The sequence below is a fragment of the Escherichia sp. E14S1 genome (assembly GCF_004211995.1).
Taxonomy (GTDB): Bacteria; Pseudomonadota; Gammaproteobacteria; order Enterobacterales; family Enterobacteriaceae; genus Escherichia.
This window is the reverse complement of sequence record NZ_RHJQ01000006.1, coordinates 182,663-207,003: the sequence shown is the minus strand read 5'-3', so window position 1 is coordinate 207,003 and position 24,341 is coordinate 182,663. Positions and strand designations below refer to the sequence as shown.

Below are 24,341 nucleotides of genomic sequence, written 5' to 3'. Positions count from 1 at the left end.
AAATAGAGTGGCTAACATCCTTATAGCCACTCTGTAGTGTTAATTAAACTTCTTTCAGTTTTGCGGTGAAGTGACGCAATACTTTTGGTTCGTAGGTAAAGGTTAATCCTTTAATATTTGTCGCGTTCTCTTTCACATGTTTGAAGGCTTCAATAATGAAGTCCATATGTGTTTGGGTATATGTTGCGCGTGGAATGGTTAAACGCAGCAGTTCTGCCGGGCAAGGCAGTTGTTTACCGGTTTTCGGATCGCGACCTAACAGGAAGGAACCAATTTCTACCGCACGGATACCGGCAACTTTATACAGCTCGCACGCCAGTGCCTGTGCCGGGAATTGATCTGCCGGGATATGTGGCAACAGTTTACCGGCATCAACGAACGCCGCATGACCGCCCGCCTGCTGGCATACTACGCCAATCTCTTCCAGACCATCGACCAGATACTGCACCTGCGCAATACGATAAGCCAGCCAGTCATGGTTCATGCCGTCATACAGCCCCACCGCCAGACGCTCCATCGCACCGCCTTCCAGACCACCATAAGTCGGGAAGCCTTCCTGCACTACGCACAGCGTTCTGCATTCGGTGTAGACATCGAAGAAGCTGTCGTCTTTCACGCACAGCAGGCCGCCCATCGGCACCATCGCATCTTTCTTGGCGGACATCGCCAGCATATCGGCATATTTATAGGTTTCGCGAGTGATCTGCTCGATAGTCCAGTCTTTATATTCCGCTTCACGCTGTTTGATGAAATAGGCGTTTTCGGCAAAGCGTGCGGAGTCCATTACCACCGGAATATCGTATTTCTTCGCGATGCTGTACATCGCTTTCATATTTGCCAGTGAAACCGGCTGGCCGCCTGCGGAGTTACTGGTAATGGTTGCAACGATATACGGCACGTTATTCGGGCCAACTTCTTCAATACCGCGTTCTAATCCTTCGAGGTCAAAGTTGCCTTTAAAGTCGTAACGTACGCCAGTATCGAAGGCTTCTTTGATATAGACGTTACGCACGGTACAGCCGTTAATCTGGCTATGGCCCTGAGTGGTATCGAAGAAATAGTTAGAGAACGCCACCATTTTGCTGCGATCCAGACCTTTTTCCTGCTCGCGTTTTTTAATCAGTACCGGAATATAGATTTGCTCTGCGCCACGGCCCTGGTGGGTCGGAATAGTGTATTGATAACCAAAGATATTTTTTACTGACTCGGCTAACGCATAGTAGCTGCGGCTGCCACTGTAGGCTTCGTCGCCGCGCATCATCGCAGCCTGCATACTCTGCGTTACCGCCCCGGTGCCGCTGTCGGTTAGTAAATCGATAAACACATCTTCGCTATCCAGCAGGAACGGGTTCATACCAGATTTAATAATCGCTTCTTCACGGTAAGCGCGAGTCGTACGTTTTACTGGCTCAATAACACGAATGCGGAACGGTTCAGGGAGATGTTTAAAGTTTTCCATTGCATAATCCTTCATTTATTTTAATTACAGTGATCCCTGTGAATATTGCGTCTGCAATAACCATTAATTCACCATAATTATGTATACGAGTACATTTATTTAGACGAGCAAATAGATAAAACAATAATGGCTTGTCTAAAAGGTAAAATTAAGGCATGGCAAACTAATAGATCACATTGAATCTAATTGGTTTGGCTCTGGTGATGGCTACAGAAGGGCAAATTAAGGGCGGTGATCGACAATCTTGTTGTCAATATTGAACCACTTTGAGGTCACACATATATGTAAGATATTCATAATGCACTTATCCTCGAAAGACATGTTGCTACACTATTACATTAAGATTTTTATATCTATTCCTAAGTTTATTAAATGTGAATCGAATCACAATCGTTCGAGATGCATTATTAAATGTTTTTTTTCAGAAAAATACGCTGCATTAAAATTTTAATGTTTATAAGATGAATTGATTAATAAAAAGAATGCAAACAGGAAAACAAAGCCGCATCCTGACTACCAGATGCGGCTTCGTAAGTGCGGTTACTTACCGATACAGAAGCTGGAGAAAATCCGCCCCAGTAGGTCGTCAGAGGTAAACTCCCCGGTAATCTCGCTCAAGTTCTGCTGTGCCAGGCGCAGCTCTTCCGCCAGCAATTCGCCCGCCCATGCGCCCAACAGCTGTGCTTTACCTTGCTGCAAATGCTCCGCTGCCTGTTCCAGTGCCTGTAGGTGGCGACGACGCGCCAGGAAGCCGCCTTCCATGTTGGTGTCAAAGCCCATGCTCTGTTTGAGATGGTTACGCAGCACGTCCACACCTTCACCAGTTCTTGCCGAGAGACGAATTAACGCGTGACCGTTCACTTCGCTCATTCCCAGCGTTTCGCCGGTGATATCGGCTTTATTGCGCACGACGGTGATCGGTAGTTTGGCGGGCAGACGGGCGATAAATTCCGGCCAGATCACTGCCGGATCAACGGCATCCGTGGTGGTGCCATCAACCATAAACAGCACACGGTCGGCTTGTTCAATTTCCTGCCATGCGCGCTCGATACCAATACGTTCCACTTCATCGCTGGCTTCGCGTAGCCCGGCGGTATCGATGATATGCAGAGGCATCCCGTCAATGTGGATATGCTCGCGCAGCACGTCACGCGTGGTTCCGGCGATATCCGTCACGATTGCCGCTTCACGCCCCGCCAGCGCGTTTAACAGGCTAGATTTACCGGCGTTAGGACGTCCGGCAATCACCACTTTCATCCCTTCGCGCAACAGGCTGCCCTGACGAGCTTCGGCGCGTACCGCGTCAAGATCGGCAATCACGTCATTGAGCTGGGCTTCAATTTTGCCGTCGGAGAGGAAATCGATCTCTTCATCGGGGAAATCAATCGCCGCTTCGACGTAAATACGCAGGTGGGTAAGGGCTTCTACCAGATGATTAACCCGTGCGGAGAACGCGCCTTGCAGCGAATTAAGCGCCGAACGGGCTGCCTGTTCCGAGCTGGCATCGATCAGATCGGCAATCGCTTCTGCCTGGGCTAAATCAAGTTTATCGTTAAGAAACGCGCGTTCTGAAAACTCGCCAGGGCGGGCAATTCGCAGGCCGGGAATGGTCAGAATACGTTTTAACAGCAGGTCGAGGATCACCGGACCGCCATGACCCTGCAGTTCCAGCACATCTTCGCCGGTGAACGAGTTCGGGCCAGGGAACCATAGCGCAATCCCCTGATCGAGCACGCTGCCGTCGGCGTCTTTAAACGGAAGATAATCGGCGTAGCGCGGCTTAGGCAGTTTACCCAGCACGGTTTCGGCAACTTCACGGGCTTTGAGGCCGGAGATGCGCAGGATGCCAACGCCGCCACGTCCCGGAGGCGTGGCCTGGGCTACGATAGTGTCATTATCGCTCATGATGTTCCTGTTGCTTTGTGTGGCGGATGCGCGGTGCTTATCCGCCCTACGAAAAGAAAAAAGGCGGTCAACTGACCGCCCTTATTTTAGCGAAAACTCACCGAATCAGGATTTTTTCTTCTCGCGGCTATGCAGGCCACGTTTTTCCAGACCACGGTAAATCAGCTGCTGCTGAATAATGGTAACCAGGTTGCTGACGATATAGTACAGCACCAGACCTGACGGGAACCACAGGAAGAACACGGTGAAGATGACCGGCATAAAGGTCATGATCTTCTGCTGCATCGGGTCGGTCACAGTGGTCGGCGACATCTTCTGAATGAAGAACATCGTTACGCCCATCAGGATCGGCAGGATATAGTACGGGTCCTGTGCAGACAGGTCGTGGATCCACAGTGCGAACGGTGCCTGACGCAGTTCAACGGAACCCATCAGCATGTAGTACAACGCCAGGAAGATTGGCATCTGGATAATCAGCGGGAAGCAGCCGCCCAGCGGGTTAACCTTCTCAGCTTTGTACAGCGCCATCATTTCCTGGCTGATACGCTGTTTGTCATCGCCCAGACGCTCACGCATAGCCTGAATCTTCGGCTGCAGCATACGCATCTTCGCCATGGAGGTGTACTGCGCTTTGGTCAGCGGGTACATGATGCCACGAACGATAAAGGTGATGATGATAATGGAGAAGCCCCAGTTACCCACAAAGCTATGGATCCATTTCAGCAGTTTGAACAGCGGCTGAGAAATGAACCACAACCAACCGTAATCAACGGTCAGATCCAGGTGCGGAGCAACAGCTGCCATTTTGTCCTGGATTTCCGGGCCAACCCACAGGGTGCTGTTCATCGCGCCAGTCTGACCAGGCTGAACCAGTACCGGCTGAGATTTATAGCCGATAGCGGCGATGCCGTTACCCAGATTAGCGGTGTAGAAGTTGTTGGTGCCGTCGTTATGCGGGATCCACGCAGTCGCGAAATACTGTTGCAGCATCGCCACCCAACCACCTTTCGAAGAGATGTTCAGGTTTTCGTTATCGGCAATGGTATCGAACTTGTATTTCTCGTACTTCTCGTCAGGCGTGGAGTACGCTGCGCCACGGAAGGTATGCAGTGCGAAGTTGCTGCTTCCAGTGTCGAGATGCGGTGGCAGATTGATGGATTGCTTCAACTGACCAAAGGTGGAGATCTCCAGCGGTTTTTCGCCAGCGTTCTGCACGTTGTAGTTGACGTTGACAGCGTAATCACCACGTTTCAGGACAAACGTTTTGGTAAACGTGTTGCCTGCCGCGTCGGTATACGTCATCGGCACCTGCAGTTCGTTTTGGCCTTCAGCCAGCACATAAGCGTCTTTTTCAACGTTATACAGCGGACGCGGGCCGTTAGCCGGGTTATCCGGGCCATCACGACCGGTCAGACCGCTCTGTGCCTGATAAATAAACTGCGGTGAAGTTTCCAGCAGCTGGAACGGCTGGGTAGAGTTCAGCTCTTTCGGGTAAGCCGGGAGCAGAGCCTGTTCAACATCACCACCACGGGTGTTGATGGTCAGATCAAGCACGTCGGTCTTAACCGAAATCAGTTTCCCCTGGCCACTGGCCGGTACGCCCTGGTCGGCGGCGCTACCCGCTGCGGTGGTCGTTGTCTGCGTGGTCTGTTGGGCCTGAGGTTGCGGGTTTTTATCCTGCTCCCAAGCTTGCCAGATCATGAAAGACACGAACAGCAAAGCGATGACTAAAAGATTGCGTTGCGAATCCATCGTTAGTGTTCTCTGGTATCAAATGGTCCGGGCGGGACGGGATCGTCACCACCAGGGTGTAAAGGGTGGCATTTTAATACGCGTTTCACCGTCAACCAACTGCCTTTTATCACTCCAAACCTGCGCAATGCCTCAATTCCGTAGCTTGAACAGGTTGGAGTGAAACGACAATGCGGCCCGAGTAGCGGACTAATCAGGCGTTGATAGACCCGAATGAGGGCTATCAGGACCCGCGAGCCAGGCGACAGTGGCGGCGCCATAATTTTTCCAACGCTTCCGAGAGAGCACGGTTATCGAGGTCGGCAACCCCTTTTTTCGCCACCACCACGAAATCCATAGCCGGGAGTTCATGTTGGCGCAGACGGAAGCTTTCACGCGTCAGACGTTTAATCCGATTGCGTTCATGCGCGCGTCGAACGTTTTTCTTGGCGACAGTAAGACCGATACGGGGATGCCCCAGCGAATTCAGGCGGCCGAGAATGGTAATTTGCGGCGTGCCAGCCCGTTGTGGCTGCTGGAAGACGAATGTGAATTGACTGGGAGTTAACAAACGTAACTCCCTGGGAAATGCGAGCTTAACCACGCAGGGGTTAGCTATATTACTTAGAAACGGTCAGACGAGCGCGGCCTTTAGCACGACGACGTGCCAGAACCTGACGACCATTTTTAGTAGCCATACGAGCACGGAAGCCGTGAGAACGGTTGCGCTTCAGTACAGACGGTTGAAAAGTGCGTTTCATGGCGATTTCTACCTAAACTTGAATAAATTCAATGGCTTTATTGGATATCCGCCGAAAAATGAAACGATGGACACCGAAGCCATGGGTGATTAAAGAGGCCGGATTGTAATAATTGTACACTCCGGAGTCAATTCTCTTTCCTTATTTACCGCGCTTTTCCGCACCTTTTCGCTGGGAAAATGTACGGCTTCACACCAGTGAAAACCAGCATGGCGCGCCGGGGCGAGGATTATACGGGCTACCGGGTAAAGCGCAAGGATCGTCCAGGATCTTTCTTAGATCGATTAAGCCTAATTTTGTCTAAGGTCATTAAATTTTCCAATATGCGGCGTAAATCGTGCCCGCCTTGCGGCAGGATCGTTTACACTTAGCGAGTTCTGGAAAGCCCTGTGGATAAATCGGGAAAATCTGTGAGAAACAGAAGATCTCTTGCGCAGTTTAGGCTATGATCCGCGGTCCCGATCGTTTTGCAGGATCTTGATCGGGCATATAACCGCAGACAGCGGTTCGTGCGTCACCCTCATGCAGGGTCTTTTCGACGTGCGTCAACAATCATGAATGTTTCAGCCTTAGTCATAATCGACTTTTGTTCGAGTGGAGTCCGCCGTGTCACTTTCGCTTTGGCAGCAGTGTCTTGCCCGATTGCAGGATGAGTTACCAGCCACAGAATTCAGTATGTGGATACGCCCATTGCAGGCGGAACTGAGCGATAACACGCTGGCCTTGTACGCGCCAAACCGTTTTGTCCTCGATTGGGTAAGGGACAAGTACCTTAATAATATCAATGGACTGCTAACCAGTTTCTGCGGAGCGGATGCCCCACAGCTGCGTTTTGAAGTGGGCACAAAGCCCGTGACACAAACGCTGAAAGTCCCTGCCAGCAATACAGTTGCACCCGCTCAGGCAGCGCAGGTGCAGCCGCAACGTGCTGCGCCTTCTACGCGCTCAGGCTGGGATAATGTTCCGGCTCCGGCAGAACCGACCTATCGTTCCAACGTCAACGTTAAACATACGTTTGATAACTTCGTCGAAGGTAAATCTAACCAACTGGCGCGCGCGGCGGCTCGCCAGGTGGCAGACAACCCGGGCGGCGCCTATAACCCGCTGTTCCTTTATGGCGGCACGGGGCTGGGTAAAACCCACCTGCTTCATGCGGTGGGTAATGGCATTATGGCGCGCAAGCCGAATGCCAAAGTGGTTTATATGCACTCCGAACGCTTTGTTCAGGACATGGTAAAAGCCCTGCAAAACAATGCGATCGAAGAGTTTAAACGCTACTACCGTTCCGTTGATGCGCTGCTGATCGACGATATTCAGTTTTTCGCCAATAAAGAACGATCCCAGGAAGAGTTTTTCCATACCTTTAACGCCCTGCTGGAAGGTAATCAGCAGATCATCCTCACGTCGGATCGCTATCCGAAAGAGATCAACGGTGTTGAGGATCGTTTGAAATCTCGCTTCGGCTGGGGGCTGACTGTAGCGATCGAACCGCCAGAGCTGGAAACCCGCGTGGCGATCCTGATGAAAAAGGCCGACGAAAACGACATTCGTTTGCCGGGCGAAGTCGCGTTCTTTATTGCCAAGCGTCTACGATCTAACGTACGTGAGCTGGAAGGGGCGCTGAACCGCGTCATTGCTAACGCCAACTTTACCGGACGGGCGATCACGATTGACTTCGTACGTGAGGCGCTGCGCGACTTACTGGCTTTGCAGGAAAAACTGGTCACTATCGACAATATTCAGAAGACGGTGGCAGAGTACTACAAGATCAAAGTCGCGGATCTCCTTTCCAAACGTCGATCCCGTTCGGTAGCGCGTCCACGTCAGATGGCGATGGCGCTGGCGAAAGAGCTGACTAACCACAGTCTGCCGGAGATTGGCGATGCGTTTGGTGGTCGTGACCACACGACGGTGCTTCATGCCTGCCGTAAGATCGAGCAATTGCGTGAAGAGAGTCACGATATCAAAGAAGATTTCTCTAATTTAATCAGAACATTGTCATCGTAAACCTATGAAATTTACCGTAGAACGTGAGCATTTATTAAAACCGCTACAACAGGTGAGCGGTCCGTTAGGTGGTCGTCCTACGCTACCGATTCTCGGTAATCTGCTGTTACAGGTTGCTGACGGTACGTTGTCGCTGACCGGTACTGATCTCGAGATGGAAATGGTGGCACGCGTTGCGCTGGTTCAGCCGCACGAACCAGGGGCGACGACCGTTCCGGCGCGCAAATTCTTTGATATCTGCCGTGGTCTGCCTGAAGGCGCGGAAATTGCCGTGCAGCTGGAAGGTGAGCGAATGTTGGTGCGCTCCGGGCGTAGCCGTTTTTCGCTGTCTACCCTGCCAGCGGCGGATTTCCCGAACCTCGATGACTGGCAGAGTGAAGTCGAATTTACCCTGCCGCAGGCGACGATGAAGCGTCTGATTGAAGCGACCCAGTTTTCTATGGCGCATCAGGACGTTCGCTATTACTTAAACGGTATGCTGTTTGAAACCGAAGGTGAAGAACTGCGCACCGTGGCGACCGACGGCCACCGTCTGGCGGTCTGTTCAATGCCAATTGGTCAATCTTTGCCAAGCCATTCGGTGATCGTGCCGCGTAAAGGTGTGATTGAACTGATGCGTATGCTCGACGGCGGCGACAATCCGCTGCGCGTGCAGATTGGTAGCAACAATATTCGTGCCCACGTCGGCGACTTTATCTTCACTTCCAAACTGGTTGATGGTCGCTTCCCGGATTACCGCCGTGTTCTGCCGAAGAATCCGGACAAACATCTGGAAGCAGGCTGTGATTTACTCAAACAGGCTTTTGCTCGTGCGGCAATTCTCTCTAACGAGAAATTCCGTGGCGTGCGTCTGTATGTCAGCGAAAACCAGCTGAAAATCACCGCCAACAACCCGGAACAGGAAGAAGCGGAAGAGATCCTCGACGTTACCTATAGCGGTGCGGAGATGGAAATCGGCTTCAACGTCAGCTATGTGCTGGATGTCCTGAACGCACTGAAATGCGAAAACGTCCGCATGATGCTGACCGATTCGGTTTCCAGCGTGCAGATTGAAGATGCGGCTAGCCAGAGCGCGGCTTATGTTGTCATGCCAATGAGACTGTAATGTCCCTCTCCCGCTTGTTGATCCGCGATTTCCGCAATATCGAAACCGCGGATCTCGCTTTATCTCCTGGCTTTAACTTTCTGGTAGGTGCCAACGGCAGTGGCAAAACCAGCGTGCTGGAAGCCATCTATACGCTCGGCCACGGTCGGGCGTTTCGTAGTTTGCAGATTGGTCGCGTTATTCGCCACGAGCAGGAGGCGTTTGTGCTCCACGGGCGTTTGCAGGGCGAAGAGCGCGAGACGGCGATTGGCTTAACCAAAGACAAACAGGGCGACAGCAAAGTCCGTATCGACGGTACTGACGGGCATAAAGTCGCGGAGCTGGCGCACCTGATGCCGATGCAGTTGATCACGCCAGAAGGGTTTACTTTACTCAACGGCGGCCCCAAATACAGAAGAGCATTCCTCGACTGGGGATGCTTTCACAACGAACCTGGATTTTTCACCGCCTGGAGCAATCTCAAGCGGTTGCTCAAGCAGCGTAATGCGGCGCTGCGCCAGGTGACACGTTACGAACAGCTACGCCCGTGGGATAAAGAATTGATCCCGCTGGCGGAGCAAATCAGCACCTGGCGCGCGGAGTATAGCGCCGGTATCGCGGCCGATATGGCTGATACCTGTAAGCAATTTCTCCCTGAGTTTTCTCTGACTTTCTCTTTTCAGCGCGGCTGGGAGAAAGAGACAGAGTACGCTGAGGTGCTGGAACGTAATTTTGACCGCGATCGCCAGCTAACCTACACCGCGCACGGCCCGCATAAAGCGGACTTACGCATTCGCGCCGACGGTGCGCCGGTGGAAGATACCTTATCGCGTGGGCAGCTTAAGCTGCTGATGTGCGCCTTACGTCTGGCGCAAGGAGAGTTCCTCACCCGTGAAAGCGGGCGGCGGTGTCTCTACCTGATAGATGATTTTGCCTCTGAGCTTGATGATGAGCGTCGCGGGCTGCTTGCCAGCCGCTTAAAAGCGACGCAATCACAGGTCTTTGTCAGCGCGATCAGTGCTGAACACGTTATAGACATGTCGGACGAAAATTCGAAGATGTTTACCGTGGAAAAGGGTAAAATAACGGATTAACCCAAGTATAAATGAGCGAGAAACGTTGATGTCGAATTCTTATGACTCCTCCAGTATCAAAGTCCTGAAAGGGCTGGATGCGGTGCGTAAGCGCCCGGGTATGTATATCGGCGACACGGATGACGGCACCGGTCTGCACCACATGGTATTCGAGGTGGTAGATAACGCTATCGACGAAGCGCTCGCGGGTCACTGTAAAGAAATTATCGTCACCATTCACGCCGATAACTCTGTCTCTGTACAGGACGACGGGCGCGGTATTCCGACCGGTATTCACCCGGAAGAGGGCGTATCGGCGGCGGAAGTGATCATGACCGTCCTGCACGCAGGCGGTAAATTTGACGATAACTCCTATAAAGTGTCCGGCGGTCTGCACGGCGTTGGTGTTTCGGTAGTAAACGCCCTGTCGCAAAAACTGGAGCTGGTTATCCAGCGCGAGGGTAAAATTCACCGTCAGATCTACGAACACGGTGTACCGCAGGCTCCGCTGGCGGTTACTGGCGACACCGATAAAACCGGTACGATGGTGCGTTTCTGGCCCAGCCTCGAAACCTTCACCAATGTGACCGAGTTCGAATATGAAATTCTGGCGAAACGTCTGCGTGAGTTGTCGTTCCTCAACTCCGGCGTTTCCATTCGTCTGAAAGACAAGCGTGATGGTAAAGAAGACCACTTCCACTATGAAGGCGGTATCAAGGCGTTCGTTGAGTATCTGAACAAGAACAAAACGCCGATCCACCCGAATATCTTCTACTTCTCCACCGAAAAAGACGGTATCGGCGTTGAAGTGGCGCTGCAGTGGAACGATGGCTTCCAGGAAAACATCTACTGCTTTACCAACAACATTCCGCAGCGTGACGGCGGTACTCACTTGGCAGGCTTCCGTGCGGCGATGACCCGTACTCTGAACGCCTACATGGACAAAGAAGGCTACAGCAAAAAAGCCAAAGTCAGCGCCACCGGTGACGATGCGCGTGAAGGCCTGATTGCGGTCGTTTCCGTGAAAGTGCCGGACCCGAAATTCTCCTCCCAGACCAAAGACAAACTGGTTTCTTCTGAGGTGAAATCGGCGGTTGAACAGCAGATGAACGAACTGCTGGCGGAATACCTGCTGGAAAATCCGACCGACGCGAAAATCGTGGTTGGCAAAATTATCGATGCTGCCCGCGCCCGTGAAGCTGCGCGTCGCGCTCGTGAAATGACCCGTCGTAAAGGTGCGCTGGATTTAGCTGGCCTGCCGGGCAAACTGGCGGACTGTCAGGAACGCGATCCGGCGCTTTCTGAACTGTACCTTGTGGAAGGGGACTCTGCGGGCGGCTCTGCAAAACAGGGGCGTAACCGCAAGAACCAGGCGATTCTGCCGTTGAAAGGTAAAATCCTCAACGTCGAGAAAGCCCGCTTCGATAAGATGCTAGCTTCCCAGGAAGTGGCGACGCTGATCACCGCGCTTGGCTGCGGGATTGGTCGTGACGAGTACAACCCAGACAAACTGCGTTATCACAGCATCATCATCATGACCGATGCGGACGTCGACGGCTCGCACATTCGTACGCTGCTGTTGACCTTCTTCTATCGTCAGATGCCAGAAATCATCGAACGTGGTCACGTTTACATTGCCCAACCGCCGCTGTACAAAGTGAAGAAAGGTAAGCAGGAACAGTACATTAAAGACGATGAAGCGATGGATCAGTACCAAATCTCCATTGCACTGGATGGTGCTTCCTTACATACCAACGCCAGCGCACCAGCTTTAGCGGGCGAAGCGTTAGAAAAACTGGTGTCTGAGTACAATGCGGCGCAGAAAATGATCGTGCGTATGGAGCGTCGTTATCCGAAAGCAATGCTGAAAGAGCTTATTTATCAGCCGACGCTGACGGAAGCCGACCTCTCTGATGAGCAGACCGTTACCCGTTGGGTGAACGCGCTGGTCAGCGAACTGAACGACAAAGAGCAGCACGGCAGCCAGTGGAAGTTTGATGTCCACACCAATGCCGAGAAAAACCTGTTCGAGCCGATTGTTCGCGTGCGTACCCACGGCGTGGATACTGACTACCCGCTGGATCACGAGTTCATCACCGGTGGCGAATATCGTCGTATCTGCACTCTGGGCGAGAAACTGCGTGGTTTGCTGGAAGAAGATGCGTTTATCGAACGTGGTGAGCGTCGTCAGCCGGTAGCCAGCTTCGAGCAGGCGCTGGACTGGCTGGTGAAAGAGTCCCGTCGCGGCCTCTCCATCCAGCGTTATAAAGGTCTGGGCGAGATGAACCCGGAACAGCTGTGGGAAACCACTATGGACCCGGAAAGCCGTCGTATGCTGCGCGTTACCGTTAAGGATGCGATTGCCGCCGACCAGCTGTTCACCACGCTGATGGGCGACGCCGTTGAACCGCGTCGTGCATTTATCGAAGAGAACGCACTGAAAGCGGCGAATATCGATATTTAATGGCGTTAACAATGCGAGCGTGCCTGATGCGCTACGCTTATCAGGCCTACAAGACTCATGCAATATATTGAATTTTCATGATTTTGTAGGCCGGAGAAGGCGTTAACGCCGCATCCGGCAAGAAGCTATAAGAAAAGGGCGGAGATCATCTCCGCCCTTTTTATTCCTGTAATCCGCAATTATCATCCCGCAGAACTATACTTTTTGAGTCAACACGTAACGCTTTACAGGTGATTATCATGGGGCTTTTTGATGAAGTTGTAGGTGCCTTTTTGAAAGGCGATGCGGGGAAATATCAGGCGATTTTAAGTTGGGTCGAGGAGCAGGGCGGCGTTCAGGTACTGCTGGAAAAACTGCAAAGTGGCGGCTTAGGTGCCATTCTCACAACCTGGTTGAGTAATCAACAAAGCAATCAACCGGTGAGCGGCGAACAACTGGAATCGGCACTTGGCACAAATGCGGTGTCCGATCTTGGACAAAAACTCGGTGTTGATACCAGTGCTGCTTCCAACATGCTGGCGGAACAATTACCGAAGATTATTGATGCTCTATCGCCGCAGGGCGAAGTTTCGCCGCAAGCCAATAACGATCTGCTTTCCGCAGGCATGGAGTTGCTAAAAGGAAAACTTTTCAGCTAAGCAAAAGGGGGGCACGCAACGCGCGTTGCATCCCCCTTTTCCCTCGGGTGTTGTACTGATTTTTGAGCGCAATCGCGTTAGCATGGGTCAGGAATCAATCTACCTGGGGAACTCATGGCTATCAAACTCATTGCTATCGATATGGATGGCACCCTTCTGCTGCCCGATCACACCATTTCACCCGCTGTTAAAAATGCGATTGCCGCAGCTCGCGCCCGTGGCGTGAATGTTGTGCTAACGACGGGCCGCCCTTATGCAGGCGTTCACAACTACCTGAAAGAACTGCACATGGAACAGCCAGGCGACTACTGCATTACTTACAACGGCGCGTTGGTGCAGAAGGCCGCCGATGGCAGCACTGTGGCGCAAACAGCCCTGAGCTATGACGACTACCGTTTCCTGGAAAAACTCTCTCGCGAAGTCGGTTCCCATTTCCACGCGCTGGACCGCACCACGCTGTACACCGCTAACCGTGATATCAGCTATTACACGGTACATGAATCATTTGTGGCTACCATTCCGCTGGTATTCTGCGAAGCGGAAAAAATGGACCCCAATATACAGCTCCTGAAAGTGATGATGATTGATGAACCCGCCATCCTCGACCAGGCCATTGCGCGTATTCCGCAGGAAGTGAAAGAGAAATATACCGTGCTGAAAAGTGCGCCGTACTTCCTCGAAATCCTCGATAAACGCGTTAACAAAGGTACGGGTGTGAAATCATTGGCCGACGTGTTAGGTATTAAACCGGAAGAAATCATGGCGATTGGCGATCAGGAAAACGACATCGCAATGATTGAATATGCAGGTGTTGGTGTGGCAATGGATAACGCTATTCCTTCGGTGAAAGAAGTGGCGAACTTTGTCACCAAATCCAACCTTGAAGATGGCGTGGCATTTGCTATTGAGAAGTATGTGCTGAATTAATCAGTGGGCGGGCAAACAGCACGAACGCGTTTGCCCGCAGCGATTAACAATTTCTGGTCGTGCATAAAATCAGGAACTGGAGTGGTGACGTTACTATATCCAGCGTAAGAGTGACTGGCAGCAGAGCATTAGCGAGGCCGCGCGGAACTCCATCTGTTGTTTTGTACGCATAAAATCCCACCGTAAAGGGTTGGTGGAAAACCATCATATTTGAGTAATCTGCTTTTTTATTTTTCTGGTGGATAGAGCCTTTCAGGCTGTCCAGCATCCATGTACAACGCCGGGTATCACAAATAAAACCATATTGTGTCGCCAGTGCTTTATCTTCCTCACCGTTCCAGTCGTAATAGAGCGTAATAGCACCAGAAAAATTCTTATGACCGCTGCTTAAAATAAATTTCGCATTATCGGAAACGGTGATTCTTGCGCCATGAATTGCCGGATCGTTCAGCATTTTAACCACCTCATCGCCGCCGTTGGTCAACAGGTAGTCCAGCGATTCTCCTACAAAAACATAGCCTTTCGTACCATTACTACCCTCTGCCAGCGATAAACCCTTAATTGAGTCTGACCGCCATTGTTCGGCATGTGGAGGGCTTGCGGTATTGAAAAGCAGTCCTGCTGTTAGACATCCGGTCAACGCGAATGCCAAAGAACACAAACCGGCAGCCTTAAAAAATCCCTTAAAATTCCACTTCATAATTAATCCTTTAAACGAGTGGCTAAGCCGTTGAAAGCATACTCTTATTTCCCCCCTGTTTAGCGCCCGACATCCCTTTTCAGATTTCTGCCTGAGGCAGGACATTTTCTTATCTGTTGTTCTTTTTGTGATCTAAATTGTAGTACAACAATATTAACCTGTACTACATTACACACACGGCAAACGCGAATGTCATCACGCTGGTACTACAAAGTTGCCGCGTTATGCATCGATCGGGGTAAAGTAGAGAAGAACATACAGAGCACAAGGACTCTACATGACTCTCAATAAAACCGATCGCATCGTCATTACACTGGGTAAACAGATCGTTCACGGCAAATACGTGCCTGGCTCACCGCTTCCGGCCGAGGCGGAACTCTGTGAGGAGTTTGCAACCTCGCGCAACATCATCCGTGAAGTGTTCCGTTCGCTGATGGCGAAGCGGCTGATTGAAATGAAACGTTATCGCGGGGCGTTTGTGACAGCGCGTAACCAGTGGAATTACCTCGACACTGACGTACTGCAATGGGTGCTGGAAAACGACTACGACCCACGGCTTATCAGTGCAATGAGCGAAGTGCGAAATCTGGTGGAACCGGCGATTGCCCGCTGGGCGGCGGAGCGCGCGACCTCCAGCGATCTGGCGCAGATTGAGTCCGCGCTGAACGAGATGATTGCCAACAATCAGGATCGCGAGGCGTTTAACGAAGCGGATATTCGCTATCACGAGGCGGTGTTGCAGTCGGTGCATAACCCGGTGTTACAGCAACTTAGCATTGCGATCAGTTCGTTGCAGCGAGCGGTTTTTGAACGAACCTGGCGAGGGGATGAGGCTAACATGCCACAAACTCTCCTGGAACATAAAGTGTTATTCGATGCGATACGGCATCAGGACGGCGATGCGGCAGAGCAGGCGGCGCTTACCATGATCGCCAGCTCGACACGAAGGTTAAAGGAAATCACATGACAGTGTGCTATATCGCAATTGACTGGGGAATATCTCCATAATCCCCAGCGTGTGCCTCTCTCATGACGATAACCACAATGATATGCGTGGTGAAGAAACCCAATTGCACGGCGCGCAGGCACCGGGCAATCCGTAGAACGTACCACGTAGCAGGCAGCAGCATTTGTTAAGGCGTATCGAGAGGCAGTGCAATGAAAATCACCAAAATTACCACGTATCGTTTACCTCCCCGTTGGATGTTCCTGAAAATTGAAACCGATGAAGGCGTGGTCGGTTGGGGCGAGCCAGTGATTGAAGGCCGCGCGCGCACGGTTGAAGCGGCAGTTCACGAGCTGGGTGACTATTTGATTGGTCAGGATCCTTCGCGCATCAACGACTTATGGCAAGTGATGTATCGTGCCGGATTTTATCGTGGTGGTCCGATCCTGATGAGCGCCATTGCCGGGATTGACCAGGCGTTATGGGATATCAAAGGCAAAGTGCTGAATGCGCCAGTCTGGCAACTGATGGGCGGCTTGGTTCGCGACAAAATCAAAGCCTACAGTTGGGTCGGTGGCGATCGTCCGGCGGATGTTATCGACGGCATTAAAACTCTGCGTGACATTGGCTTCGATACCTTCAAGTTGAATGGTTGCGAAGAACTTGGGCTGATTGATAACTCCCGCGCGGTGGATGCGGCGGTCAACACCGTGGCACAAATTCGTGAAGCCTTTGGCAATCAGATTGAGTTTGGCCTTGATTTCCACGGTCGCGTCAGCGCGCCTATGGCGAAAGTGCTGATTAAAGAACTGGAGCCGTATCGCCCGCTGTTTATTGAAGAGCCGGTGCTGGCGGAACAAGCCGAATACTACCCGAAACTGGCGGCACAGACGCATATTCCACTGGCGGCGGGTGAGCGCATGTTCTCACGCTTCGATTTTAAACGCGTGCTGGAGGCGGGCGGTATTTCGATTCTGCAACCGGATCTCTCCCACGCAGGCGGTATTACCGAATGCTACAAAATTGCCGCAATGGCAGAAGCCTATGATGTGACCCTTGCGCCGCACTGTCCGCTCGGACCGATTGCACTGGCGGCTTGCCTGCATATCGACTTTGTTTCCTATAACGCCGTACTTCAGGAACAAAGTATGGGCATTCATTACAACAAAGGCGCGGAGTTACTCGACTTTGTGAAAAACAAAGAGGACTTCAGCATGGTCGGCGGCTTCTTTAAACCGCTAACGAAACCGGGCTTAGGCGTGGAAATCGACGAAGCTAAAGTTATTGAGTTCAGTAAAAATGCCCCGGACTGGCGTAATCCGCTCTGGCGTCATGAAGATAACAGCGTAGCAGAGTGGTAATTCCTGCCACGTAAGCCCCTCATCGGGCACTAAAACAGCAATACAAAAATATAACCCTCTGTAAATTACAGGGCATGGTGAGCGGCTTCGCTATGCCCAAAATCTGGAGACAGCTCGCTATGGATATTCCCGTTAATGCAGTAAAGCCGGGGCGTCGGCGTTATCTGACGCTGGTGATGATCTTTATTACGGTGGTCATTTGTTATGTTGACCGCGCTAACCTGGCCGTGGCTTCTGCCCATATTCAGGAAGAGTTCGGCATTACGAAAGCGCAAATGGGCTATGTATTTTCGGCCTTCGCTTGGCTTTATACCTTATGTCAGATCCCTGGCGGTTGGTTTTTAGATCGCGTAGGTTCTCGCGTGACTTATTTTATTGCGATATTTGGCTGGTCAGTGGCGACATTATTTCAGGGCTTTGCCACGGGCTTAATGTCATTAATTGGCCTGCGCGCGATAACCGGTATTTTCGAAGCGCCCGCTTTCCCGACCAATAACCGGATGGTGACCAGCTGGTTCCCGGAGCATGAACGTGCTTCCGCCGTTGGTTTTTATACTTCTGGTCAGTTTGTCGGTCTGGCGTTTCTGACTCCGCTGCTGATCTGGATCCAGGAGATGTTGAGCTGGCACTGGGTGTTCATTGTCACCGGTGGTATCGGCATTATCTGGTCGCTGATTTGGTTTAAGGTTTATCAGCCGCCGCGCCTGACCAAAGGTATCAGCAAAGCTGAACTGGATTACATTCGTGATGGCGGCGGTCTGGTGTATGGCGATGCGCCGGTGAAAAAAGAGGCGCGTCAGCCGTTAACAGCCAAAGACTGGAAACTGGTGTTCCATCGTAAACTGATCGGCGTCTATCTTGGGCAATTTGCGGTGGCTTCTACACTGTGGTTTTTCTTAACCTGGTTCCCGAACTATTTAACCCAGGAAAAAGGAATCACCGCGCTGAAAGCAGGCTTTATGACCACGGTGCCATTCCTCGCTGCGTTTGTCGGCGTCCTGCTCTCTGGCTGGGTCGCGGATCTGCTGGTACGTAAGGGCTTTTCACTGGGCTTTGCGCGTAAAACGCCGATTATCTGCGGCTTGCTGATCTCCACCTGCATTATGGGCGCTAACTACACCAACGATCCGATGATGATTATGTGCCTGATGGCGCTGGCATTCTTTGGCAACGGTTTTGCTTCGATTACCTGGTCGCTGGTCTCTTCTCTGGCACCGATGCGCCTGATTGGTTTAACCGGCGGCGTGTTTAACTTCGCCGGTGGTCTGGGCGGCATCACCGTTCCGCTGGTGGTGGGGTACCTGGCGCAGGGTTACGGTTTCGCACCTGCACTGGTTTATATTTCCACCGTCGCGTTGATTGGCGCGCTCTCTTACATCCTGCTGGTGGGCGATGTGAAGCGCGTTGGATAACCTTTCAACTGTGGAATATGCGCCACACCACTGCGCATAATCCACTGTCTTAAGGCCGGTGTGGTCAGGCATCGGCTTTTTACTATCTTGCCGTAGAGCTTTAAACGAAGTTTGCGGGTGGTGCGCCAGTAGGCGGCGTTGATCTTCTCTGGCTGCTTCAGCAACACCGAACACAGAATCTCTGCACTATCCAGCGCATAGCTAATCCCCTCCAGCGAGCTGGCGCTGATAAATCCCGCCGCTTCACCAATCAGAAAGGCGTTGTCCTTACCGCAGACAAAATCCTGCCAGCGTGAGGGAAACAGCACCGTGCATTTTTCGCTTTTCACCGCCTTACCAAACTGGAACTGAAAGGCGCTCATTTTCTCTTTCAGCGCCGTGAAACGTGTCTGACCGTCTTTCATCGGATAGGCACCGCCAAAGATAAAATAACCGTCTTTGCTGATACTCCATGAGTAACAGTCAGTTATCGCATTATCAAAGATGCAGGAGTAGAACGGCACCGGATGTTTCTCTGCGAACCATTGCTGGATAGCGACATATTTACGAATTTGATGGTCCGGGTAGAGATGTCGCCGCACCATCGAGTTGGCACCATCGGCACCGACCAGATAGCGGGCAGTAATATGCTGCTCCCAGCCGTCTGCACGAAAAATGACATGCCATTTGTCATCCTCACGCCAGATTTTCCGGCACAGGCTATCGTGATAAACCTCAACGCTGGCGGGGATCAGCGATTTCATCCACAAGTCGAAAGCGTGGCGATTAATATTGATATAGCTTCGCTGGTAGTTACGCGTGAGAGATGCGGCGACGTCGACGGTTTTGACGCTGAAAATCTGCGGATTAGCGATCACATCGACAGGAAGCGTCAGTCCATCGCGAATAAAAGATCGCTGCGCGTCCGGTGCCAGCAGACCGCCACAAGGTTTGCTGAAACCTTCAGTACCATGCTGGTGCTTTTTATCCAGCGCGATCACCTGCATTTTGCCTGCTAACTTTCGCGCCAACGCCGACCCTGCCGGGCCGAGGCCAATAATCGCCACGTCAAAATGTTCCATCTTTTCACTCACATTCATCACGATGGCAAAAGACTAATGTCTGAAAGTGAAGTCCTTGTGAAGTATGATGGCGGGAACCGTTTTGTATCAGGACCGCGCCATGAAACAGATAACCTTTGCTCCCCGTAATCACCTGCTCACCAATACCAATACCTGGACGCCCGACAGCCAGTGGCTGATATTTGACGTGCGTCCTTCTGGCGCGTCGTTTACCGGTGAAACCATTGAGCGTGTGAATATCCATACCGGCGAGGTCGAGGTTATCTACCGCGCGTCACAGGGCGCGCACGTCGGCGTGGTGACCGTTCATCCGAAGTCAGAGAAGTATATCTTCATCCACGGCCCTGAAAATCCTGATGAAACATGGCATTACGATTTCCATCACCGTCGCGGCGTGGTTGTTGAAGACGGCAAGGTGAGCAATATCGATGCAATGGATATTACCGCGCCGTATACGCCAGGAGCGCTGCGCGGCGGCAGTCATGTACATGTCTTTAGCCCAAACGGTGAAATGGTGAGTTTTACCTATAACGACCACGTGCTGCATGAACGCGATCCAGCGCTGGATTTGCGAAACGTCGGGGTGGCAGCGCCGTTTGGTCCGGTCAATGTGCAAAAACAGCATCCGCGTGAATACAGCGGTAACCACTGGTGCGTGCTGGTGAGTAAAACAACGCCCACGCCGCAGCCTGGCAGTGATGAAATCAATCGTGCTTATGAAGAAGGATGGGTAGGAAACCACGCTCTGGCGTTTATTGGCGATACGCTTTCGCAAAAGGGCGAGAAAGTGCCGGAGCTGTTTATTGTTGAATTGCCGCAAGATGAAATTGGCTGGAAAGCGGCAGGTGATGTGCCGTTAAGCGGAACGGAATCAACTCTGCCCGCGCCACCGCGTGGCGTCGTGCAGCGACGTTTAACCTTTACGCACCATCGTAATTACCCGGGGTTAGTCAACGTCCCGCGCCACTGGGTGCGGTGTAACCCACAAGGAACGCAAATCGCGTTTTTAATGCGTGATGATAACGGCATTGTGCAACTGTGGCTTATCTCGCCACAGGGCGGCGAACCGCGCCAGTTAACACATAACAAAACGGATATTCAGTCAGCATTCAACTGGCATCCATCGGGAGAATGGCTGGGCGTTGTGCTGGATAACCGTATTGCCTGCGTACACGCGCAAAGCGGCGAAGTTGAGTATTTAACCGAAAATCACGCCAACTCACCTTCAGCGGACGCGGTGGTCTTCTCGCCGGATGGTCAATGGCTGGCGTGGATGGAAGCCGGCCAGTTGTGGATAACCAAAACTGGCCGCTAAATCAGTTCACGGGCATTCTGGCTGGTGGAATGACGGCATTGATGGCTTGCGCGTCGGCTTCGCTTTTTTCCACGCGCGAGCGCACTGAACTGTCTTTGCGGAACGCATCCCATGGCAGAAGTAGCGTATCCATGACTGCGGTAAATGGCATATCGAGAATTGCCAGCGATTTGGTTCCCCAGTTTGTTGTGTCATCACCAATCATGGTGGCACTGGCGCGGGTGCCTGGATACGTTCCCTCCTTCCCCCCGGTATGGGACATTACGCTGGAGCATCCTCCGAGTAACGTCATTCCGCTGCATATCATGAGCGCTAACAACACATTTCTTATCATAATAAATTCATCTGTTGATCGTGGGTGTTGGCATGATGTGTTATAGCGATCCCTTGCTGAAAATAACATCATCATCATGTCGCACTGTGGCGGCTATCGCACTTTAACGTTTCGTGCTGCCCCCCAGTCTATGCAATAGACCACAAACTGCAAAAAAAAGTCCGTCGAAAAGACTTGAAAAGTGCATATCCAGACCCATTTTTATACCATAGCCAATGAGAACACGCCTGATGGGTGTTCTGGCTATCCGACCTGTCCATTGTGGAAGGTCTTACATTCTCGCTGATTTCAGGAGCTATTAATTATGCGTAACTTTGATTTATCCCCGCTTTACCGTTCTGCTATTGGATTTGACCGTTTGTTTAACCACTTAGAAAACAACCAGAGCCAGAGTAATGGCGGCTACCCACCGTACAATGTTGAACTGGTAGACGAAAACCATTACCGCATTGCTATCGCGGTGGCTGGCTTTGCCGAAAGTGAACTGGAAATTACCGCCCAGGACAATCTGCTGGTAGTGAAAGGTGCTCACGCCGACGAACAAAAAGAGCGCACCTATCTGTACCAGGGCATCGCTGAACGCAACTTTGAACGTAAATTCCAGTTAGCCGAGAACATTCATGTTCGTGGCGCTAACCTGGTGAACGGTCTGCTGTATATCGATCTCGAACGCGTGATTCCTGAAGCGAAAAAACCGCGCCGTATCGAAATCAACTAATTCTCTAAGGCCGCAGTGCGCGGCCTGACATTTGATGCTCGCCGTCAGGGAGCATATGCGAATCTTCGGATTTGCAGGTACTTACTCGCTTCTTAGAAGGAGAAATGACTATGCGTAACTTCGATTTATCCCCACTGATGCGTCAATGGATCGGTTTTGACAAACTGGCCAACGCACTGCAAAACGCCGGTGAAAGCCAGAGTTTCCCGCCGTACAACATTGAGAAAAGCGACGATAACCACTACCGCATTACCCTTGCGCTGGCAGGTTTTCGTCAGGAAGATTTAGATATTCAACTGGAAGGAACGCGCCTGAGCGTAAAAGGCACGCCGGAGCAGCCAAAAGAAGAGAAGAAATGGCTGCATCAAGGGCTTATGAATCAGCCGTTTAGCCTGAGCTTTACGCTGGCTGAAAATATGGAAGTCTCTGGCGCAACCTTCGTTAATGGTTTACTGCATATTGATTTAATTCGTAATGAGCCTGAACCCATCGCAGCGCAGCGTATCGCTATCAGCGAACGTCCCGCGTTAAATAGCTAATTAGCTATTCTCTTTGCCCCGCCAGTTTGGTGGGGCTTTTTTTGCCTGCAATCTTCAACAATGTTTTAATTTTCGCCAATTTAAGATGTTCCGGCACTTTCTTTACCGTGATAATGTGCGCCATAAGGCAAATCTGCTTCACCGATTCAGCCATAATCCGTAGCAATTAAAATGTTATTTCAAGAGAAATGGACGATGAGTGATATAGCATTAACGGTCAGTATTCTGGCTTTGGTGGCGGTCGTCGGGTTGTTTATCGGCAACGTCAAGTTTCGCGGTGTTGGATTGGGCATTGGCGGCGTGCTGTTCGGTGGGATCATCGTCGGCCATTTTGTTTCACAGGCGGGGATGACATTAAGCAGCGACATGCTGCATGTTATCCAGGAATTTGGTCTGATCCTGTTCGTTTATACTATCGGTATTCAGGTGGGGCCGGGCTTCTTTGCCTCGTTGCGTGTCTCCGGATTACGCCTCAATTTGTTTGCTGTTTTGGTTGTCATCCTCGGTGGTCTGGTCACCGCCATCCTGCATAAACTGTTCGATATTCCACTTCCCGTGGTACTGGGGATTTTCTCCGGCGCGGTCACCAATACACCAGCGCTGGGTGCAGGTCAGCAGATCTTACGCGACCTGGGGACACCGATGGAGATGGTCGATCAGATGGGGATGAGCTATGCGATGGCGTATCCATTTGGGATTTGCGGCATTTTGTTCACTATGTGGATGCTGCGGGTTATTTTCCGCGTCAATGTTGAGACTGAGGCGTTGCAACATGAGTCCACGCGGACTAACGGTAGCGTGCTGATCAGGACCATTAACATCCGTGTTGATAACCCTAACTTACATAATTTAGCGATTAAAGACGTACCGATTCTCAATGGCGATAAAGTTATCTGCTCGCGATTGAAACGAGAGGAAACCCTCAAAGTACCTTCTCCGGAAACCATTATTCAGTTGGGCGATTTGCTTCATCTGGTGGGGCAGCCTGCGGATTTACATAATGCGCAATTGGTGATTGGTCAGGAAGTGGATACCTCGCTGTCGACGAAAGGCACCGATCTGCGCGTCGAACGCGTGGTGGTCACCAATGAGAATGTGCTTGGTAAACGTATTCGCGACCTGCACTTTAAGGAGCGCTATGACGTCGTTATTTCGCGCCTGAACCGTGCTGGCGTTGAATTAGTTGCAAGTAGCGATATTAGCCTGCAATTTGGCGATATTCTCAACCTGGTTGGACGCCCGTCCGCGATTGATGCCGTTGCTAATGTATTAGGTAATGCGCAGCAAAAATTGCAACAGGTACAAATGTTACCGGTGTTTATTGGTATTGGGCTTGGCGTATTGTTGGGTTCCATTCCGGTGTTTGTGCCTGGATTCCCGGCTGCGTTGAAGTTGGGGCTGGCGGGTGGTCCGCTGATTATGGCGCTGATCCTCGGGCGTATCGGCAGCATTGGTAAGCTTTACTGGTTTATGCCGCCAAGTGCCAACCTGGCGCTGCGCGAACTGGGTATCGTACTGTTTCTCTCGGTAGTTGGCCTGAAATCCGGCGGCGATTTTATCCATACACTGGTGGATGGCGAAGGGTTAAGCTGGATAGGCTATGGCGCATTGATTACTGCAATTCCGTTGATCACGGCTGGCATTCTGGCGCGGATGTTAGTCAAAATGAATTATCTCACGATGTGCGGGATGCTCGCGGGTTCAATGACCGATCCTCCGGCACTGGCGTTTGCCAATAATCTTCATCCTACCAGTGGCGCGGCAGCGCTCTCTTACGCCACGGTGTATCCGTTAGTTATGTTCCTGCGCATTATTACACCACAGTTACTGGCGGTGCTTTTCTGGAGTATCGGCTAACGCTTTTCCGGGTGGAGTCGCCATAAATGGTTCTCCACCTGGCATTCAC

23 protein-coding genes, 2 pseudogenes and 1 other annotated feature are annotated in these 24,341 nt (G+C 51.6%); of the genes and pseudogenes, 15 read left to right on the top strand and 10 right to left on the bottom strand.

The genetic code is table 11. From position 1 onward, the window contains the following. Nucleotides 1–43: 43 nt before the first annotated feature. The 7 genes from tnaA to rpmH form a co-directional block, all read right to left on the bottom strand. On the bottom strand, nucleotides 44–1,459 hold the full coding sequence (tnaA, locus tag D9734_RS08575) for a tryptophanase (RefSeq protein WP_130206804.1): 1,416 nt from the start codon (nucleotides 1,457–1,459) through the stop codon (nucleotides 44–46). Nucleotides 1,460–1,681: 222 nt separating this feature from the next. Then, nucleotides 1,682–1,756: a tryptophanase leader peptide gene (tnaC, locus tag D9734_RS08570; protein ID WP_001364348.1), complete on the bottom strand. Its 75-nt coding sequence runs from the start codon at nucleotides 1,754–1,756 to the stop codon at nucleotides 1,682–1,684. Between the two features lie 243 nt (nucleotides 1,757–1,999). Further along, nucleotides 2,000–3,364 carry a tRNA uridine-5-carboxymethylaminomethyl(34) synthesis GTPase MnmE gene (gene mnmE / locus D9734_RS08565; protein ID WP_130206802.1) on the bottom strand — a complete coding sequence of 455 codons (1,365 nt, stop codon included), beginning with the start codon at nucleotides 3,362–3,364 and terminating at the stop codon, nucleotides 2,000–2,002. Nucleotides 3,365–3,469: 105 nt separating this feature from the next. Beyond that, nucleotides 3,470–5,116 (bottom strand): membrane protein insertase YidC, encoded by a 1,647-nt coding sequence (gene yidC, locus D9734_RS08560; protein ID WP_064525945.1) that lies wholly within the window; start codon nucleotides 5,114–5,116, stop codon nucleotides 3,470–3,472. Nucleotides 5,117–5,118: 2 nt separating this feature from the next. Then, a complete protein-coding gene (gene yidD / locus D9734_RS08555; protein ID WP_001307474.1) occupies nucleotides 5,119–5,376 on the bottom strand; it encodes a membrane protein insertion efficiency factor YidD in 258 nt (85 codons plus the stop codon). Beyond that, nucleotides 5,340–5,699 (bottom strand): ribonuclease P protein component, encoded by a 360-nt coding sequence (gene rnpA, locus D9734_RS08550; RefSeq protein WP_000239730.1) that lies wholly within the window; start codon nucleotides 5,697–5,699, stop codon nucleotides 5,340–5,342. Before rnpA ends, yidD begins: the two co-directional genes overlap by 37 nt. A gap of 16 nt (nucleotides 5,700–5,715) precedes the next feature. Then, the gene (rpmH, locus tag D9734_RS08545; RefSeq protein ID WP_000831330.1) at nucleotides 5,716–5,856 is read right to left on the bottom strand and encodes a 50S ribosomal protein L34; all 141 of its coding nucleotides are present in this window, start codon (nucleotides 5,854–5,856) and stop codon (nucleotides 5,716–5,718) included. 606 nt (nucleotides 5,857–6,462) lie between these two features. On the opposite strand from rpmH, the gene dnaA reads away from it, so the two are divergent. The 6 genes from dnaA to yidA all read left to right on the top strand — a co-directional run bounded on the left by dnaA (nucleotide 6,463) and on the right by yidA (nucleotide 14,049). Then, complete coding sequence (gene dnaA, locus D9734_RS08535; protein WP_000059100.1) at nucleotides 6,463–7,863, top strand: chromosomal replication initiator protein DnaA; 1,401 nt, start codon at nucleotides 6,463–6,465, stop codon at nucleotides 7,861–7,863. Nucleotides 7,864–7,867: 4 nt separating this feature from the next. Beyond that, nucleotides 7,868–8,968: a DNA polymerase III subunit beta gene (dnaN, locus tag D9734_RS08530; RefSeq protein ID WP_000673464.1), complete on the top strand. Its 1,101-nt coding sequence runs from the start codon at nucleotides 7,868–7,870 to the stop codon at nucleotides 8,966–8,968. Further along, complete coding sequence (recF, locus tag D9734_RS08525) at nucleotides 8,968–10,041, top strand: DNA replication/repair protein RecF (protein ID WP_130206800.1); 1,074 nt, start codon at nucleotides 8,968–8,970, stop codon at nucleotides 10,039–10,041. The genes dnaN and recF overlap by 1 nt, the downstream gene beginning before the upstream one ends. Before the next feature lie 28 nt (nucleotides 10,042–10,069). Continuing rightward, a complete protein-coding gene (gene gyrB / locus D9734_RS08520) occupies nucleotides 10,070–12,484 on the top strand; it encodes a DNA topoisomerase (ATP-hydrolyzing) subunit B (RefSeq protein ID WP_130206798.1) in 2,415 nt (804 codons plus the stop codon). 239 nt (nucleotides 12,485–12,723) lie between these two features. Continuing rightward, a complete protein-coding gene (locus D9734_RS08515; protein WP_205712815.1) occupies nucleotides 12,724–13,122 on the top strand; it encodes a YidB family protein in 399 nt (132 codons plus the stop codon). Nucleotides 13,123–13,236: 114 nt separating this feature from the next. Next, nucleotides 13,237–14,049, top strand: a complete 813-nt coding sequence (yidA, locus tag D9734_RS08510; RefSeq protein WP_130206794.1) for a sugar-phosphatase — start codon at nucleotides 13,237–13,239, stop codon at nucleotides 14,047–14,049. Nucleotides 14,050–14,092: 43 nt separating this feature from the next. On the opposite strand, the gene D9734_RS08505 is transcribed toward yidA, so the two are convergent. Further along, entirely contained in the window at nucleotides 14,093–14,749 is a 657-nt protein-coding gene (locus tag D9734_RS08505; RefSeq protein WP_130206860.1) for a hypothetical protein, read from the bottom strand. A 277-nt stretch (nucleotides 14,750–15,026) separates the two neighbouring features. On the opposite strand from D9734_RS08505, the gene dgoR reads away from it, so the two are divergent. The 5 genes and pseudogenes from dgoR to D9734_RS08480 all read left to right on the top strand — a co-directional run bounded on the left by dgoR (nucleotide 15,027) and on the right by D9734_RS08480 (nucleotide 18,468). Next, a complete protein-coding gene (gene dgoR / locus D9734_RS08500; RefSeq protein WP_130206792.1) occupies nucleotides 15,027–15,716 on the top strand; it encodes a D-galactonate utilization transcriptional regulator DgoR in 690 nt (229 codons plus the stop codon). Between the two features lie 28 nt (nucleotides 15,717–15,744). After that, nucleotides 15,745–15,846 (top strand): annotated as a pseudogene (locus D9734_RS08495) (2-oxo-3-deoxygalactonate kinase); the annotation flags it as partial. Continuing rightward, nucleotides 15,840–15,911, top strand: a pseudogene (locus tag D9734_RS08490) (2-dehydro-3-deoxy-6-phosphogalactonate aldolase); the annotation flags it as partial. The pseudogenes D9734_RS08495 and D9734_RS08490, both read left to right, overlap by 7 nt. Next, nucleotides 15,908–17,056, top strand: coding sequence for a galactonate dehydratase (gene dgoD / locus D9734_RS08485; protein ID WP_130206790.1), 1,149 nt, complete (start codon nucleotides 15,908–15,910; stop codon nucleotides 17,054–17,056). The pseudogene D9734_RS08490 and the gene dgoD, both read left to right, overlap by 4 nt. Nucleotides 17,057–17,130: 74 nt before the next feature. Continuing rightward, complete coding sequence (locus D9734_RS08480; RefSeq protein WP_165383274.1) at nucleotides 17,131–18,468, top strand: MFS transporter; 1,338 nt, start codon at nucleotides 17,131–17,133, stop codon at nucleotides 18,466–18,468. Here the strand turns inward: D9734_RS08480 and cbrA are convergent. Next, entirely contained in the window at nucleotides 18,429–19,529 is a 1,101-nt protein-coding gene (gene cbrA, locus D9734_RS08475; RefSeq protein WP_130206786.1) for a colicin M resistance lipid reductase CbrA, read from the bottom strand. The genes D9734_RS08480 and cbrA overlap by 40 nt on opposite strands. A 100-nt stretch (nucleotides 19,530–19,629) precedes the next feature. On the opposite strand from cbrA, the gene D9734_RS08470 reads away from it, so the two are divergent. Further along, on the top strand, nucleotides 19,630–20,844 hold the full coding sequence (locus D9734_RS08470; protein WP_205712814.1) for a DUF3748 domain-containing protein: 1,215 nt from the start codon (nucleotides 19,630–19,632) through the stop codon (nucleotides 20,842–20,844). A 1-nt stretch (nucleotide 20,845) separates the two neighbouring features. Here D9734_RS08470 and D9734_RS08465 read toward each other — a convergent pair whose 3' ends face one another. Beyond that, nucleotides 20,846–21,178: a YceK/YidQ family lipoprotein gene (locus tag D9734_RS08465; RefSeq protein WP_130206784.1), complete on the bottom strand. Its 333-nt coding sequence runs from the start codon at nucleotides 21,176–21,178 to the stop codon at nucleotides 20,846–20,848. Between the two features lie 238 nt (nucleotides 21,179–21,416). Beyond that, nucleotides 21,417–21,489, top strand: a sequence feature (ROSE (Repression Of Heat Shock gene Expression) occurs in the 5'-region of heat shock genes and acts as an RNA thermometer to modulate expression.). On the opposite strand from D9734_RS08465, the gene ibpA reads away from it, so the two are divergent. The 3 genes from ibpA (at nucleotide 21,483) to D9734_RS08450 (ending at nucleotide 24,292) form a co-directional block, all read left to right on the top strand. Continuing rightward, nucleotides 21,483–21,896: a small heat shock chaperone IbpA gene (gene ibpA / locus D9734_RS08460; protein WP_001243437.1), complete on the top strand. Its 414-nt coding sequence runs from the start codon at nucleotides 21,483–21,485 to the stop codon at nucleotides 21,894–21,896. Its footprint overlaps the feature before it by 7 nt. 110 nt (nucleotides 21,897–22,006) lie before the next feature. Beyond that, a complete protein-coding gene (gene ibpB / locus D9734_RS08455) occupies nucleotides 22,007–22,435 on the top strand; it encodes a small heat shock chaperone IbpB (protein WP_001243426.1) in 429 nt (142 codons plus the stop codon). A 195-nt stretch (nucleotides 22,436–22,630) separates the two neighbouring features. Beyond that, on the top strand, nucleotides 22,631–24,292 hold the full coding sequence (locus D9734_RS08450) for a putative transporter (protein ID WP_130206782.1): 1,662 nt from the start codon (nucleotides 22,631–22,633) through the stop codon (nucleotides 24,290–24,292). The last annotated feature ends 49 nt before the right edge of the window (nucleotides 24,293–24,341 follow it).

Excerpts from the sequence above, each read along its gene's own strand:
- tnaA (WP_130206804.1), bottom strand. The coding sequence starts at position 1,459 with ATGGAAAACTTTAAACATCTCCCTGAACCGTTCCGCATTCGTGTTATT.
- mnmE (WP_130206802.1), bottom strand. The coding sequence starts at position 3,364 with ATGAGCGATAATGACACTATCGTAGCCCAGGCCACGCCTCCGGGACGT.
- yidC (WP_064525945.1), bottom strand. The coding sequence starts at position 5,116 with ATGGATTCGCAACGCAATCTTTTAGTCATCGCTTTGCTGTTCGTGTCT.
- yidD (WP_001307474.1), bottom strand. The coding sequence starts at position 5,376 with ATGGCGCCGCCACTGTCGCCTGGCTCGCGGGTCCTGATAGCCCTCATT.
- rpmH (WP_000831330.1), bottom strand. The coding sequence starts at position 5,856 with ATGAAACGCACTTTTCAACCGTCTGTACTGAAGCGCAACCGTTCTCAC.
- dnaN (WP_000673464.1), top strand. The coding sequence starts at position 7,868 with ATGAAATTTACCGTAGAACGTGAGCATTTATTAAAACCGCTACAACAG.
- recF (WP_130206800.1), top strand. The coding sequence starts at position 8,968 with ATGTCCCTCTCCCGCTTGTTGATCCGCGATTTCCGCAATATCGAAACC.
- gyrB (WP_130206798.1), top strand. The coding sequence starts at position 10,070 with ATGTCGAATTCTTATGACTCCTCCAGTATCAAAGTCCTGAAAGGGCTG.
- D9734_RS08515 (WP_205712815.1), top strand. The coding sequence starts at position 12,724 with ATGGGGCTTTTTGATGAAGTTGTAGGTGCCTTTTTGAAAGGCGATGCG.
- yidA (WP_130206794.1), top strand. The coding sequence starts at position 13,237 with ATGGCTATCAAACTCATTGCTATCGATATGGATGGCACCCTTCTGCTG.
- D9734_RS08505 (WP_130206860.1), bottom strand. The coding sequence starts at position 14,749 with ATGAAGTGGAATTTTAAGGGATTTTTTAAGGCTGCCGGTTTGTGTTCT.
- dgoR (WP_130206792.1), top strand. The coding sequence starts at position 15,027 with ATGACTCTCAATAAAACCGATCGCATCGTCATTACACTGGGTAAACAG.
- dgoD (WP_130206790.1), top strand. The coding sequence starts at position 15,908 with ATGAAAATCACCAAAATTACCACGTATCGTTTACCTCCCCGTTGGATG.
- D9734_RS08480 (WP_165383274.1), top strand. The coding sequence starts at position 17,131 with ATGGTGAGCGGCTTCGCTATGCCCAAAATCTGGAGACAGCTCGCTATG.
- cbrA (WP_130206786.1), bottom strand. The coding sequence starts at position 19,529 with ATGGAACATTTTGACGTGGCGATTATTGGCCTCGGCCCGGCAGGGTCG.
- D9734_RS08470 (WP_205712814.1), top strand. The coding sequence starts at position 19,630 with ATGAAACAGATAACCTTTGCTCCCCGTAATCACCTGCTCACCAATACC.
- D9734_RS08465 (WP_130206784.1), bottom strand. The coding sequence starts at position 21,178 with ATGATAAGAAATGTGTTGTTAGCGCTCATGATATGCAGCGGAATGACG.
- ibpA (WP_001243437.1), top strand. The coding sequence starts at position 21,483 with ATGCGTAACTTTGATTTATCCCCGCTTTACCGTTCTGCTATTGGATTT.
- ibpB (WP_001243426.1), top strand. The coding sequence starts at position 22,007 with ATGCGTAACTTCGATTTATCCCCACTGATGCGTCAATGGATCGGTTTT.
- D9734_RS08450 (WP_130206782.1), top strand. The coding sequence starts at position 22,631 with ATGAGTGATATAGCATTAACGGTCAGTATTCTGGCTTTGGTGGCGGTC.